Raw genomic sequence first — 15,032 nt, 5'->3', positions numbered from 1 at the left:
GTTGAGGCATGGCCGCAGGAGCTGTCGAGCTGGACGTTGCGGGACGCACGGTGCGTGTGTCGCATCCGGACAAGACCTATTACCCGGAGCGTGGCTTCACCAAGCTGGACGTCGCGCAGTACTACCTCGCGGTGGCGGACGGCGTGCTGCGCGGCCTGCGCGACCGGCCCACCACCATGCAGCGCTTTCCGGACGGTGTGGAGGGCGAGTTCTTCTACCAGAAGCGGGCGCCCAAGGGGCTGCCGGACTGGCTGCCCACCGCCCGGATCGCCTTCCCCAGTGGCCGGTTCGCCGACGAGATGTGCCCGACCGAACCCGCCGCCGTCGTCTGGGCGGCCAATCTGGGCTGTCTGACCTTCCACCCCTGGCCGGTGCGCCGCCACGACACCGAGCACCCCGACGAGCTGCGCATCGACCTCGACCCGCAGCCCGGTACGGACTTCACCGATGCCGTACGGGTCGCCTACGACCTGCAAGAGCTGCTGGCGGAGCACGGGCTGCGCGGCTGGCCGAAAACGTCCGGCGGCCGGGGTGTGCACGTCTACGTACCCGTCCGCCCCAACTGGACCTTCACCGAGGTGCGACGGGCCGCCATCGCCGTGGCACGGGCGCTCGAGCGGCGCCGACCGGATCTGGTGACCTCTGCCTGGTGGAAGGAGGAGCGCGGCGCGAAGGTCTTTGTCGACTACAACCAGATGGCCAGGGACCGCACCATTGCCTCCGCCTACTCCCTGCGCGCCCGGCCGCGGGCGACGGTCTCCACACCCCTGCGCTGGGAGGAGCTGGCGGACGCCGCCCCGGAGGACTTCGACCTGCGGACCGTGCCGCCCCGGTTCGCCGAACTGGGCGATGTCCACGCCGACATGGCCGAGCACGCCTTCGGCCTGGAGCCGGTGCTGGAACTGGCGGACCGTCAGGAGGCCGACGAGGGCCTGGGCGACATGCCGTACCCGCCGGATCACCCCAAGATGCCCGGGGAGCCGGCCAGGGTACAGCCGAGCCGGGCCCGTAAGCGCTGAGATCAGGCCTTTTGCCGGGTGGTGGTGGCCGGCCGCGAGGGATACCGCGGCCACCACCCCGGCCGTCCCGACGGCCGGACCGAGCACGACGCCCCCTGTCGGCTCCGGCTCCCTCGGGCACCCGAACGGCGGCATCCGCCGCGTACGCGTCAGGGCTGGGCCCCTTCTGTCGTACGGGCCTCGGCGTGCCGGGAGCCGCCCCTGCCCGGCATGCGCGGACACCGAACGGAAGGAAACATTCCGACCGTGGAGTACGACGGGAAATCGCCGCCCGTGCGGGCAGGAGGCGCGCGCCGGGTGCCGCGGCCCGGCACCGCGTCCGGCTGTCCGGCGGGCGCCCGGGTGACCCGGGCGCCGCTCCCGGACAGGTGACCGTCCGTGTCCACCGGGATCGACTACGAGGCCGTCTTCCGGGCCCTTCCGGGCGGCGCGGTGCTGCTCACCCCCGAGCTGGTGATCCTCGACGTCAACGAGGCCCATCTGCGGCTCTCGGGACGCCCCCGCAGCGTCCAGATCGGCCGCTATCTCTTCGATGTCTTCCCCGGCAACCCCGACGATCCCGACGCCTCCGGCGCCCGCGGCCTCGAGGCGTCGCTGCGGCGCGCGATCGCCACCCGCGCCCCCGACGCCATGCCGCTGCACCGCTACGACGTGGAGGCGCCCGGCCGGCCCGGCGTGTACGAGGAGCGGTACTGGACCACCGTCAACGCGCCCGTACTCGGCCCCGACGGGGAGGTGACGCTGCTGGTGCACCGGGTCGAGGAGGTCACCGAACTGATCCGGGCGCGCCGGGCGGAGTCCGGCGTGGAGCGGGAGCGGATGGAGGCCCAGCTCTACAGCCGCGCCCGGGAACTCCAGGACATCAACGACCGGCTGCGCCAGGTCCAGGCGCGGGAGCGGGAGGTGGTGCTGGCACTCCAGGCGGCGATGCTGCCCGCACCACGGCCCGTAGGGCACCACCGGGCGGCGGTGCGCTACCAGCCCGCCGCCGGGACGCTCAATGTGTGCGGCGACTGGTACGAACTGACCGATCTGCCGGGGGACCGGATGGCGGTGGCCGTCGGCGACGTCGTCGGCCACGGGCTCGAAGCCGCCTGTGTCATGGGCCAGCTGCGCAGTGCCCTGAGTGCCGCCATGCTGGTCACCTCCGGGCCCGCCAGGGCGCTGGAGGTGCTCGGCCTCTACGCCCGCTCGGTCGACGGCGCCGAATCCACCACCGCGGTGCAGGTCAGCATCGACTGGACGGCCCATGTCGTCAGCTACAGCAGCGCCGGCCACCCGCCGCCCGTCCTGCTGCACCCCGACGGCACCGTGGAATTCCTCGACCGGGCGACCGACCCGCCCCTGGGGGCACGCCCGGAACATGTCGCCCGGCCCGAGGCCCGGACCCCCTTCGCCGAAGGCACCGTCCTCGTCCTCTACACCGACGGCCTGATCGAACGCCGCCGCGAGGACATCGACGTGGGCCTGACCCGGCTGGCCGATTCCCTCGCCCATCATCAGGGCCGCGACCCCGAATCCCTCGCCGACGCCCTCCTGGCGGAGCTGCTGCCGCCGGGCGGGGCCGCCGACGACACGGCGCTGGTCATCATCCGCCTCTGATTCCGCCGCTGAATCCCCTCTGATTCCGCCGCCGAATCCGCCTCTGACAGCGCCGTAGGGCCTGCGCTCCGGCGCCCCCGCCCGCACCCTGGTCCCATGGACGCGAACCCACCGCAGACGACCGTGACCGTGCACCCGCCGGGCCCGGACGGGGCGCGGCCGGTGACGGCCGGGGACCGCAAGCTGGGGGTCGCCCACCGGATCGAGGACCTGGTGAAGTTCCTCAGGCATGTCGGCCTGGACGACATCGAGATCGAGGAGACCGACCTCATCGAGTGGCAGGGCGGCGGCCCCGAGTCCTGGGACGCCCTCTGAGGGGGTGCCGGCCTCAGCCCGCGGCGGTGAGGTCCCGCTCGGCCAGGCGGCGCAGTTCCTTCTTGTCCGGCTTGCCGGCGTCGGTCAGCGGCAGCGCGTCGGCGAAGCGGATCTGCGCCGGCTCGTACATCGCGCCGCGCTGCTCGCGCACCCTTGCGCGCAGCCGCTGCCCGTCGATGTCACTGCCCGGCACGGGCACCACCACGGCGTGGACCCGCTCCATCCGGTCCGCGTCGCGGACGCCGAAGACGGCGCTCTGCAGGACCTGCGGATGCGAGTTCAGCAGGTCCTCGAGCTCGGTGGTGTACACATGGCCGCCGACTACGACGATCATGTCCTTGATGCGGTCGACGAGGGTCAAGTACCCCTCGTCGTCGAGGAATCCGATGTCCCCGGTGTGCAGCCAGCCGTCCCGCAGCACCTCGGCGGTCAGCTCGGGCTGCTTCCAGTAGCCCTGCATGATCGTGGCGGAGCGGACGCAGACCTCGCCGTGCTCACCGTTGGGCAGATCGCGGCCCTGGGGGTACCTCCCAGCGTTGGCTGGGGGAGTGTCCCGGATGGCCACCTCGACGTCGGGCAGCACCTTTCCGGCCGAGCGCAGCCGGTCCGGGCGCTCGGGGTCGTGGTCCTCGGGCAGCAGCACGCTGATGCCGCCCGCCTCGTTCTGGCCGTAGCCCTGCAGCAGCACGGGGCCGAACCGCCGTACCGCGTCGGCCATCCGGGCCGGGGACGCCTGGCAGCCGCCGTACGTCAGCATCCGCAGGCTGGAGGTGTCGGTGTGCCGGGCGTCGGGGTGGTCCATCAGCCGGTAGAGCAGCGGCGGCAGCACGAACAGGTCGGTGATCCGCTCGCGTTCGATCGCGGCGAGCGCCTCGGCCGGGTCGAAATCGTCGAGCAGCACCACGGTGCCACCGGTGTGCAGGGTGTTGTCGGCGAGGTGCCCGGCGGCGTGCGCGAGGGTGGTGACCACCAGCTGACGGCGCTCGAATTCCGGTTCCTCGGGGAACCAGCGGAACTGGCCGAAGCTGGAGCAGATGCCCTTGGGGTGGCCGGTGGTGCCACCGGTGTGGCGGATGGTGCAGATGTCCTCGGGCCGGGCCCGGCCCGCCAGAGGCTCGGCGGACTGCTGCGCCGCCAGCTCCAGCAGGTCGGTGCCCCGCTTCGCCGGGCCGAGCACGAGGACGGCCGGCACCGGCGCCAACTCCGTTACCTCGGCGGCCCGTTCGGTGTACCGGGGGTCGACGATCAGCGCCCGGGTCTCGACGTCGCGGACGAGGGCGGCCTGGGCGTCGGCGGAGAGCTTGTTGTAGAGGTGGTTGACGCGGGCGCCGACCAGGTTGGCCGCGTAGCGGGCGGCGATGGTCTCCGGCAGATTGCCGCTGAGCAGGGTGACGGTCTGCCCGCGGCCGACGCCCTGGGCGAGCAGTGCCCGCGCCATACGGTGGACCAGGTCACGGAATTCCCCTGCCGTGACGCGCCGGCCCTGATGGATCAGGGCCTCGTGGTCGGGGCGGGTGCTAAGGACATCGAGGTTTTCCTCCACATACGTGCGGAAGTTCTGGTCATCCATGGACATGTGGGGCTTCTCCTGTGGCCGGAGTGGGGTCATGACTCCGGGGGTGCGGGTACGAGAAAGCTAGTTGCCAGAGGCAACTAAATCAGATAATCGCTGCCGCTTGCCACCACCAAGTCGGCTTGCCGTGCACGGCTGTTATCCGCCACGCCACCAAATCCGGCATCAAGGTCGCCCGCTCGTACTACTACGGCGCATAATGCTGCCTCCCCACAGGACATTCGTTCTCCTGAAGATCCCGCTCTCCCTGCGGGGCCGTCCCGTCTGGAGAGATGATGGAGGACAGCGGACGCACGGCGCAGATGGCCGGGCGCGGAGAGCACCACGGCTGTCGGTCCCCGGAGACCGGCGGAAGGAGAGCCTTGATGGGTGCGACCGACGCGTTCCCCGAGGGTGCGGCCCCGACGGGGGCAGGCACGTCCCGGCCCGGTGGCCTGCTCGACGTGCTGGGCGTGGCCGCGGTGATGCTGGACGCGAACGGCCGGATCGCGCTGTGGAGCCCGCAGGCCGAGGACCTGTTCGGCTGGAGCGCAGAGGAGGCGCTGGGCAAGCTCGCCGCGCAGCTGCTGGTCGACCCTGAGCACTTCGACCTGGTCCTCAGCCTCTTCTCCCAGGTGATGGCCAGCGGCGAGAGCTGGGCGGGGGTCTTTCCCGTCGTGCACAAGGACGGCACCACCCTGCTGGTCGAATTCCGCAATATGCGGCTGCAGGACGAGCACGGCGACTCCTACGCCCTGGGTATCGCCACCGACCAGACCGTGCTGCGGCGGGTGGAGCGGGACCTGGCGCTGTCCGTACGGCTGGTGGCCCAGTCGCCGATCGGGCTGGCGGTGCTCGACACCGAGCTGCGGTTCGTCATGGTCAACCCGGCGCTGGAACGCATCAACGACCTGCCCGCCGACCAGCACATCGGCCGCGACGTCCACGAAACGCTGACGTTCCTGGACACCCATGTCATCGCGTCCCGGATGCGCGAGGTCCTGGCCAGCGGCAAACCGCTGCTCGACCAGTTCACCGTCGGCCGCACCGGCGCCGACCCGGCCACCGACCAGGCCTGGTCGGTGTCGTACTACCGCCTGGAGGACCCCAACGGCCGGGTCCTGGGCCTGGCCACCTCCGTCGTGGACGTCACCGAACAGCACCGGGCCGCCACCGAGGCGGCCCGCGCCCGCCGCCGCCTCGCCGTCATCGCCGACGCCTCCGCACGCATCGGCACCACCCTCGACGTCGACCAGACCGCCCATGAGCTGGCCAATGTCATCGTGCCGGAGCTGGCCGACCTCGCCGCGGTGGACGTCCTCGACGCTGTCCTCAACAACCGCCGCCCCACCTCCCTGCCTCCCGGCGCCCCGGCCCGCTTCCGGGCGCTCGCGGTCGCCGCCGCCTACCCCACCGACGCCGCCCACGCCGCCGACCCCACCGGCCAGATCGCCTCGTACGACGCCGACCGGCTGATCACCCGGTGTGTCACCGACGCCCGCCCCGTACTCGTCCCCCAGGTCGGCGAGGCGGACCTGCCGCGGATTGCCGCCGACCCGCAGGGCGCCGAATTCCTGGCCAAGGCCGGGCTGCACTCCTATCTCGCGGTGCCGCTGATCGCCCGCGGCGAGGTGCTCGGTGCCCTGTCGCTGTACCGCGTACGCAATCCGCTGCCGTTCGACGAGGACGACGCCGTACTCGCCGTCGAGCTGGCCGCCCGCGCCGCGGTCTGTATCGACAACGCCCGCTCCTACCAGAGCGAACGCCGCACCGCGCTGACCCTCCAGCGCCACCTGATGAACCACCGGCCGCCGCAGCCCACCGGCATGGAGATCGCCTACCGCTACCAGCCCGCACAGGCGGCCAGTGAGGTCGGCGGCGACTGGTTCGACGCCATCCCGGTGGCCGGTGACAAGACCGCCCTGGTGGTCGGGGACGTCATGGGCAGCGGGATCAACGCCGCCGCCACCATGGGCCAGCTGCGCACCACCACCCGCGCTTTGGCCGACCTCGACCTCGAGCCCGCCGAGGTGCTCCGCCATCTCGACCACATCGCCGGCGGTCTCGACCCGGCCTTCGCCACCTGCCTGTACGCGGTCTACGACCCCCATCGCAAGCAGTGCAGCATCGCCGTCGCGGGCCATCTGCCACCGGTCCTGGTACGCCCCGGGCAGCCGCCGGAGCTCCTGGATCTGCCCACCGGCGCCCCGCTGGGCGTCGGCGGGGTCACCTTTGAGCAGACCACCGTGCCGGTGGCCGACGGCGACCAGCTCGTCCTCTATACCGACGGGCTGATCGAGACCCGCGAGGACGCCATCGACACCCGCCTCGACACCCTCCTCGAGCTGCTCTCCGAGCCCGAGCGGCCGCTGGAGGAGCTCTGCGACCGGCTGCTGGGCGAGCTGCGCCACGGTCACGACCACGACGATGTCGCGCTGCTCATCGCCCGTGCCCGCACCCGCGACGAGGCCTGACGGCGGGCGGATCCGTTGTTGCGGCAACGGTTCTCCGCAGGGGGCGGCTGAATCCGCATCCGCGCGATCGCCACGGAATCCGCCGGAAGGTCGCCATCTCGGCGACGATTAGCTCTGGTGGCCCGCGTCACACAACGGATTTCGTTGTCGGGCGGCCTTAACAAAACCTTGACGGGAGTCGTCCGCGGGGGTTGTATTCGGTCACCGAAGCGGAGCCTGCGATTCTCCTGGCTTCTTTCGCGTTGCGGCCCTCTCCGTCGAAGAGTGCCCCCTTCCTGCCGCCAGCACCGATGGGACACGGATAACCGATATGCCCAACTTGCCCGTTGCCTCCACCGCCCCTGACAGGGAAGACCTCCGTACGACGGAAGACGTCCCAAGTACGACCGGGAGCGGCACCCCCAAGCTCACCCGCTCCATCGGTGTCGTGGGCGGCACGCTGCTCACCCTGTCCTGTCTGACCCCGGCGTCCTCGCTCTTCGTGATCGTGCCGGACTCGTTCGCCACCCTGGGTACGGGCACCGCCCTGACCATCGCCATCGCGGCCCTGCTGTGCATCGGCGTCGCCTTCACCTACTCCGAGCTCGGCACGCTCATCCCGAGCTCCGGCGGCGAATACGCCATGGTCGGCACCCTGATGGGGCGACTCGCCGGATGGCTGGTTTTCATACTCTCGCTGATCGTCGTCATGATCGTCCCGCCCATCATCGCGCTGGGCACCGCCGACTATCTGACGCCGATCCTGCACCTGGATCCGCAGTACACCGCCGCCGGCGTGATGCTGCTGGCCACCGTCATGGGCCTGCTCGACCTGCGCGCCAACGCCTGGATCACCGGCATCTTCCTCGTTCTCGAGGTCGTGGCCTGCGCCGTCGTCGCCTTCCTCGGCTTCACCCACACCCAGCGGTCCGCCTCGGTGCTCGTCCACCCGGTCATGGACGCCGGACACGGCCACAGCACGCCGGTCACCGCGGCGCTGATCGTGGCGGGACTGGCCACCGCGCTCTTCATCCTGCAGGGCTTCTCCACCGCCGTGTATCTCGCGGAGGAGATGGACAACCCGCGCCGCAATGTCTCCCGTACGGTCCTGTGGACCCTCGCCATCGGCGCGGCCGTCGTGCTGATCCCGGTCATCGCCCTCACCCTCGGCGCCCCCGACCTCAAGACGCTTGGCGCCGGTGACGTCGCCGGCATGGTGCAGGCCTGGAGCAACTCCGGCGTCGGCACCTTCGTCAGCCTCTGCATCGCCCTGGCGATCGTCAACGCCGCCATCGTGATGGTGATCCAGAACTCCCGCGTGGTGTTCTCCTCCGCCCGCGACGCCGCCTGGCCGGCGCCGGTCAACCGCATCTTCTCGCACGTTGGCAAGCGCTTCGGCTCCCCCTGGGCGGCCACCCTCGCGGTCGGTGTGCCGGGCGCGGCGCTGTGCTTCGTCAACCTCGACACCCTCAGCGAGGTCACCGGCGTGGCCGTCGCCGCCATGTACGTCTTCGTCGCGCTGGGCGCCCTGGTCTCCCGCCGCGGGGACCACAAGAACCGCCTGGCCTGGCGGATGCCGCTGTGGCCCGCGATTCCGGCGGTGGTGGTTCTCGTCCTGGTCTGGGTGCTGTGCCAGCAGAGCACCAAGAGCCTGCTCATCACCGGGTTCATCGTCGCGGCGGCCGCCGTGTACTGGGCCGTCTATCTCCGCCCGCGGCAGGACTCGCACTGGGTGATCTCCGTCCCGGAGGACGAGCAGGCGCCCACCGCGGAGAGCGCAGCCTCTCCGGTGAGCGCCTGAAGGATTCCTCCGGAGGCCCTGGCCCCGGCCCGCTACTCCCCGGCGGGCCGGGCCAGGGCAACGGCGTCCAGCAGCAGACACACGTGGTCGACGGCGTCCCGCCCGGCGGGGCCGTCGGCCACTGTCGTTTCGTCGAGCAGGCCGGCGGTCGACCGCAGCAGGCCCAGCAGGCTCTCGCTCGCGCCTGCCAGCGGCCCGGTGTGGACGAGGACGGAGCGGATCTGCTCGCCGGTCAGCGGCAGGCCCGTCTCGAGGAAGCGGAACAACGCCACGGCGGCGTGCCGGTCGGCGTCGTTGGGCTTCCACACACCGAGCGCGTGGTGGTCGATGAGCGCAACCGCCTCGGCGCGGATCTCGTCAGCAACATGCATGCCCAAGAACGTCTCATACACGATTGGCGGCCCGCCGGACCGCTCCGGGGCCCGACGGGCCGCCCGGCCGACGTCGCCGATCTTCCGCCGATCCCGGCTGACCAGGCACATTACGAATGTCCCGCACTCACCCGACCGGCCGAAAACCGGAATTCCGGCGGTCAAACCTGTGGCAAGAGTTACATGACGGCTAAAGGACGGGAGCGGGAACGGGCGCAATTCCGTTCCCGTCGGGTGGCGGAGCGTGACGGGCGCGAATGCCGTAGGAGCCTCAATTCCAGGGCCTGATCGGACAAAACGCCCATCGCTGCGTGAGTGCGGAACCCTTCCGCTTTCGCCGGCCGCGGCACCGGCGAATGACAGCGGCAACCCCGCAATACGCATCTGCGGATAAAGAACTCCGCAACCGCATAGCCGTGAAACATACCCGCTGGTTTACTGGCCCTCTGGTGCCCGAGCCAGGAGCGCGGGATCATCGGACCGACTCCGGGATGCCCGTGAAACCCGGCCGTCGCGGTGCGGCCCCGAGCGGCTGCGCTCCGCATCGCGCGGCTCGCCCACCGTAAGCGGGAGGTGTAGAAAGAGGACATGGCCGGACGCTACGGCCGCCCGCGTTCGGTTCTGAGAATGCGAACTGTCGCGGGCCAGGTCTTTCTCCTGCAGGTGGCGATCGTGGTGCTGCTCGTCGCCGCAGCCATAGCGGCACTCGTGCTGCAGTCCAGAACCGACTCGGAACGCGAAGCCCGCAACCGTTCGGTCGCCGTGGCCGAATCCGTCGCCAACGCCCCGGGCATCGAGCAGGCGCTCCAGCGCGCCGATCCCACCACCGTGCTGCAACCTCGCGCCGAAGCCGCTCGCAAAGGCTCCGGCGTCGACTTCATCGTCATCATGAACACGCAGGGCATCCGCTATACGCACCCCCTGCCCGACCGCATCGGCAAGAAATTCGTGGGCAATCTGGCGCCCGCACTGGCCGGCGGCGTCGTGACCGAGAAGATCACCGGAACGATAGGCCCCCTCATCCAGGCCGTCGTCCCGATCACCGACCCCCACAGCGGCAAGGTCGTCGGCCTGGTGTCCGCCGGCATCACCATCAACAAGGTCAGCGGCGTCGTCGACGACCAGTTCCCGCTGCTCTTCGGCGCCGCCGCGGGCGTCCTGCTGCTGACCACCGGCGGCACCGCCCTGGTCAGCAGGCGCGTGCGCCGCCAGACCCACGGCCTCGGCCCGGCCGAGATGACCCGGATGTACGAGCATCACGACGCGGTGCTGCACGCCGTACGCGAGGGCGTGATCATCGTCAGCGGCAGCGGCCGGGTGCTGCTGGCCAACGACGAGGCGCGCCGGCTGCTCGGCCTCCCCGCCGATGTGGAAGGACGCTGGGTCGCCGACCTGGGGCTCGGCCCGGACGTCGCGGCGCTGCTGTCCTCCGGCCGGACGGCGACCGATGAGGTGCATCCCGTCGGGGACCGCCTCATCGCCGTCAACCAGCGCTCCACCGACCAGGCCGGCGGACCGCCCGGCAGCGTCACGACCCTGCGCGACACCACCGAACTCCAGGCACTCTCCGGCCGGGCCGACAGCGCCCGCGGCCGCCTCAAGCTCCTCTACGAGGGCGGCACCGAGATCGGCACCACCCTCGACGTGGTGCGCACCTGCGAGGAACTGGCGGAATTCGCCGCCACCCGGTTCGCCGACATCGTCACCGTGGACCTCGCCGGGGCCGTGCTGCGCGGCGAGGAGCCGACGCCCTCCGGCGCCGGCCCGGAGATGCGGCGTACCGCGGTCAGCGGCGACGACGCCGAGAACACCGCGCTCTACCCGGTCGGCAAGGTGATCCGCTTCAACCCCGACACCTCACTGGGCGCCGGCCTGGCCAACGGCGAGCCCGTGCTCGAAGCGGACCTGAGGGCCCTGTCCGGCTGGCAGCGCCAGGACCCCGAGCGGGCCCGCCGGCTCGTCGAGTACGGCATCCACTCGATGATCGCCGTCCCGCTGCGCGCCCGCGGCGTCATCCTGGGCGTCGCGATGTTCTGGCGCGCGCAGGAGCCCGAGGCGTTCGACGAGGAGGACCTCTCCCTGGCCGAGGAGCTGGTCGCCCGCGCCGCGGTCAGCGTCGACAACGCCCGCCGCTACACCCGCGAACACGCCATGGCGGTGACCCTGCAGCGCAGCCTGCTGCCGCGCGGCCTGCCCGAGCAGAACGCCGTGGAGGCCGCCTACCGCTACCTTCCCGCGCAGGCCGGACTCGGCGGTGTCGGCGGGGTCGGCGGCGACTGGTTCGACATCATCCCGCTGCCCGGCGCCCGGGTGGCCCTGGTCGTCGGCGACGTCGTCGGGCACGGCCTGCACGCCGCCGCCACCATGGGCCGGCTGCGTACCGCCGTCCACAACTTCGCCAACCTCGACCTGCCCCCCGACGAGCTCCTGTGGCACCTGGACGAGCTGGTCACCCGGATCGACCAGGACGAGGCCGCCGACGGCTCCGCCGGCGTCACCGGCGCCACCTGCCTCTACGCCATCTACGACCCGGCCTCCGGCCGCTGCACCGTCGCCCGCGCCGGCCACTGCCAGCCGCTGCTGCTGCGCCCGGACGGCACCGCCGAGTTCGCCGAGGTGCCCGGCGGCCCGCCGCTCGGCCTCGGCGGTATGCCCTTCGAGAACTGGGAACTGCCGCTCGCCGAGGACAGCCGCCTGGTCCTCTACACCGACGGCCTCGTCGAGGACCGCGACCGCGACATCGACGCCGGCATGGCCCTGCTGGTCCGGACCCTGGGCGGCCAACCCGACCGCACCCCGGAGGAGACCTGCGAGGCGGCCCTGCGCGAGCTGCTGCCCGACCGCCCCAGCGACGACATCGCGCTGCTCGTCGCCCGCACCCGCGTCCTGGACACCGCCCACGTCGCCGACTGGGACGTCCCCGCCGAAGCCTCGGCCGTCGCCCAGGTACGGGCCGCGGCCGTCCGCAAGCTCGTCGAATGGGACCTGGCCGACGAGGCCTTCACCGCCGAACTCATCCTGAGTGAACTGGTCACCAACGCCATCCGCTACGCCTCCGGCCCCATCCACGTACGCCTGATCCGCGACCGCTCCCTGATCTGCGAGGTCTCCGACCACAGCAGCACCTCCCCGCACCTCAAGCAGGCCGCCATCACCGACGAGGGCGGCCGCGGCCTCTTCCTCATCGCCCAGCTGGCCGAACGCTGGGGCACCCGCTACACCGGCGACGGCAAGGTCATCTGGACGGAACAGCCACTGGTGGCGGAGGTGGTGGGGGAGCAGGGGGCGCCGTCGCTCAGTCCGCCCGTCCCCTGAGTTCCCGCCGCCCGTGGTGGAACACCGCATTCAGGCCGAAGGCCACGGTCAGCGCGGCCGTCGACGGGCTGCCGAGGATCAGCTGCCACCACTCGGGGAAGCGGTGGTATAGGCGCGGCGCGACGACCGGGAGCATCCCGGCGCCGAGCGCGGCCGCGGCGATCAGAAGGTTGTCCCCCTCGTCGAGGGCGGCCCGGCGCAGGATGCCGATCCCGACGGCGGCGACGGTGGCGAAGCACATCAGGGAGGCGCCGCCGACCACCGGCTGGGGGAGGGCGGCGATCAGCGCGCCCAGCTTGGGGACCGTGCCCAGGAACATCATCATGCCCCCGGCGACCGCGGTGATGCGGCGGGTGCGCATCCCGGTCATCAGGGTCAGCCCGACGTTGCCGGAGAAGACGGTGTCGGGGAACGCGTTCATGGCCCCGCCGAGGACGCCTGACAGCCCGTCGGCGGCCAGCCCGCGGCCCAACGCCCGGTCGCTCAGCGGCCGTTCGACGATCTCGCCGACCGCGATCATCTGTGCCGTCGATTCCGCGAAGACCACCAGCATGACCACACACATCGAGACGATGCCCGCCGGCGGGAACCGGGGCGCGCCGAAGCGGAACGGTGTCACCACTCCCAGCCAGTCGGCGCCCCCGACCCCGGAGAAGTCGGCGAGGCCCATCGGGATCGCCGCGAGCGTGCCCGCGGCCAGCGCGATCAGCACGCTCACCTGCGCCGGCAGGCCGCGGCCGAACCGCCGGAGCAGGACGAGGAGGGCCACCACCCCACCCGCCAGCGCCAGGTGCCCGAACGGGGCGTAGCTCTTCGCCGAGGGGTCCGGCCCGGCGATCATCCCCGGGGCCGTACCGATGAGCGCCAGGCCGACGACGGTGATCACCACCCCGCTGACCAGCGGCGGGAAGAGCCGCAGCGCCCGTGCGAAGGGGAAGGCGATGAGCAGGCCGAACGCCCCCGCGGCCAGCATCGAGCCGTACACCGAGGGCAGTCCGTGCTGCTGCGCAATCATGATCATGGGGGTGACGCAGACGAAGGAGCCGCCGGTGACCAGCGGCAGCCGCACCCCCAGCAGGGGGCCCGCCCCCAGGCTCTGGACGACCGTGACGATCCCCGCGACGAACATGTCCGCGTTGATCAGCACCCCGACGGTCTCCCGGTCCAGCCCCGCCCCCGCACCGAAGATGAGCGGGACGGCGACCGCGCCCGCGTACATCACCAGCGCGTGCTGCAACCCGAGGCTCAACAGGCGGCCGGTGGCGGGGGCTTGGCGTGTCGGGTCATCGCCTCGCGGGTACGGGGGGACGCGGCGGTGCAGTCTGCGGGGCATGGCCGACCTCTCGGGCGCGGGTGGCGCCGGGCGGGCGGGGGTCGTCCCGACGCGGCGGTGCGGTGCGGGCGTCAGCCGTCCTTGGCGGCCCGCAGCCGGGCGGCCTCCCGCGGCGAGTTCTCGTTGAGCCGGCCGGCCCGCGAACCCGCCAGCTTGTCGGCGAGGTGCCGGCCCACCGTCGTCGGCGGGTAGAGCGGCTCGCTGCCGACCGGGACGCAGCCGGGCAGACAGCTGATCTGCGCGTCCCAGTTCCCGTCGTGGAAGTACGCGGCGGAGCGGCGCCGTACCACCCGCCCCCGCTCATCGGTCGGCGGCAGGACCCGGTGCATCGTCGACAGCCAGCGGTCATTGGTCCAACGGGCCATCAGGTCACCGAGATTGACCAGCAGACAGCCCGGCTGCGGCAGGACGTCGTGCCAGGTGCCGTCGCTGTCGAGGATCTGCAGGCCGGGGACGCGGTCCGCCCACAGCACCGTCACGATGCCGTAGTCGGTGTGCGCGCCCATCCCCATCTGCTCGGGGTCGATCACCGTCTCCTCTTCCGGGAGCCGGTAGTGGATCATCCGCAGCACATCGAGGGAATGGTCGGTGAACGGGCCGAAATAGCCCTCCTCGAGCCCGAGGGCCCGCGCGAAGATCTCCGTCAGTCGCTCGGCGAGCCCGCCCGCCCGGATGCACCACTCCTCCACCGCCGCACGGAAGCCCGGCACGGACGGCCAGAGATTGGCCGGGTAGTGGGCCTCGGGAAGGTCCAGCTCCGGGTACGCGGCAGCCTCGGCGCCCACATTGAACGCCTCGAAGAGGTCCTCGACGGCGGCCGGAACGCCCAGGCTCAGGCTGAGCCTCTCGGTACGCGGCGGGGTGTAGCCGCGGTTGATGTCCGGGGACGGCGGCCGCAGCGCCTTCTTCTCCTCCAGTGGGAGCCCGAAGAACGCATCCAGCCCGTCCGTGAAGGCGGCGACCGTGGACTGGGGGATGCCGTGCCCGCGGACCTGCAGGAACCCGACCGTCCGCGCCGCCGCGTCGACCTCCGCCGCGATGGCCGCGCGGTCGGTCTCGCCGCCGTGCTCCCAGGCGGAGATATCGATGACGGGTACCTCCAGCACACCGTCCACTGCCCTGGCCCTGCCCATGACGCCACTCCCTTCCTGTACCTGCGTGCCGACGCCCTGGACCTGACACTCCCTCAGGACGCCCTTCAACATTTTGATGAACAGAATGTTGCCTGTCATGATCAAATCAAGCCGACCGATGGACGGCGGGCCCCGGGA

At 71.6% G+C, this 15,032-nt stretch carries 10 protein-coding genes; 6 read left to right on the top strand and 4 right to left on the bottom strand.

The features are described 5' to 3' along the window. Nucleotides 1-8: 8 nt before the first annotated feature. From ligD to AB0D04_RS06855, 3 genes are all read left to right on the top strand, one after another. Nucleotides 9-1,019, top strand: a complete 1,011-nt coding sequence (gene ligD, locus AB0D04_RS06865) for a non-homologous end-joining DNA ligase (RefSeq protein WP_362700131.1) — start codon at nt 9-11, stop codon at nt 1,017-1,019. A gap of 378 nt (nt 1,020-1,397) precedes the next feature. Beyond that, nucleotides 1,398-2,621: a SpoIIE family protein phosphatase gene (locus AB0D04_RS06860; RefSeq protein WP_362700129.1), complete on the top strand. Its 1,224-nt coding sequence runs from the start codon at nt 1,398-1,400 to the stop codon at nt 2,619-2,621. 96 nt (nt 2,622-2,717) lie between these two features. Beyond that, entirely contained in the window at nt 2,718-2,936 is a 219-nt protein-coding gene (locus AB0D04_RS06855; RefSeq protein WP_362700127.1) for a hypothetical protein, read from the top strand. Nucleotides 2,937-2,949: 13 nt separating this feature from the next. Here the strand turns inward: AB0D04_RS06855 and AB0D04_RS06850 are convergent, their stop codons facing one another. Next, a complete protein-coding gene (locus AB0D04_RS06850; RefSeq protein ID WP_362700126.1) occupies nt 2,950-4,512 on the bottom strand; it encodes an AMP-binding protein in 1,563 nt (520 codons plus the stop codon). Between the two features lie 362 nt (nt 4,513-4,874). On the opposite strand from AB0D04_RS06850, the gene AB0D04_RS06845 reads away from it, so the two are divergent. Further along, nucleotides 4,875-6,962: a SpoIIE family protein phosphatase gene (locus AB0D04_RS06845; RefSeq protein ID WP_362700124.1), complete on the top strand. Its 2,088-nt coding sequence runs from the start codon at nt 4,875-4,877 to the stop codon at nt 6,960-6,962. Nucleotides 6,963-7,272: 310 nt separating this feature from the next. Next, a complete protein-coding gene (locus AB0D04_RS06840) occupies nt 7,273-8,742 on the top strand; it encodes an APC family permease (RefSeq protein WP_362700122.1) in 1,470 nt (489 codons plus the stop codon). Between the two features lie 32 nt (nt 8,743-8,774). Here AB0D04_RS06840 and AB0D04_RS06835 read toward each other — a convergent pair whose 3' ends face one another. Then, the gene (locus AB0D04_RS06835) at nt 8,775-9,113 is read right to left on the bottom strand and encodes a hypothetical protein (RefSeq protein ID WP_362700120.1); all 339 of its coding nucleotides are present in this window, start codon (nt 9,111-9,113) and stop codon (nt 8,775-8,777) included. 588 nt (nt 9,114-9,701) lie between these two features. On the opposite strand from AB0D04_RS06835, the gene AB0D04_RS06830 reads away from it, so the two are divergent. After that, the gene (locus AB0D04_RS06830; protein WP_362700118.1) at nt 9,702-12,428 is read left to right on the top strand and encodes a SpoIIE family protein phosphatase; all 2,727 of its coding nucleotides are present in this window, start codon (nt 9,702-9,704) and stop codon (nt 12,426-12,428) included. Here AB0D04_RS06830 and AB0D04_RS06825 read toward each other — a convergent pair. Beyond that, nucleotides 12,409-13,677: a nucleobase:cation symporter-2 family protein gene (locus tag AB0D04_RS06825; RefSeq protein WP_362700116.1), complete on the bottom strand. Its 1,269-nt coding sequence runs from the start codon at nt 13,675-13,677 to the stop codon at nt 12,409-12,411. The genes AB0D04_RS06830 and AB0D04_RS06825 overlap by 20 nt on opposite strands. A 155-nt stretch (nt 13,678-13,832) precedes the next feature. Next, nucleotides 13,833-14,993 carry a 2-oxoglutarate and iron-dependent oxygenase domain-containing protein gene (locus AB0D04_RS06820; RefSeq protein WP_362700114.1) on the bottom strand — a complete coding sequence of 387 codons (1,161 nt, stop codon included), beginning with the start codon at nt 14,991-14,993 and terminating at the stop codon, nt 13,833-13,835. Between the last annotated feature and the right edge of the window lie 39 nt (nt 14,994-15,032).

The sequence above is a fragment of the Streptomyces sp. NPDC048483 genome, from assembly GCF_040651455.1.
GTDB lineage: Bacteria > Actinomycetota > Actinomycetes > Streptomycetales > Streptomycetaceae > Streptomyces.
The sequence above is the reverse complement of the archived record's forward strand: the minus strand, read 5'-3'. Positions and strand labels throughout refer to the sequence as shown.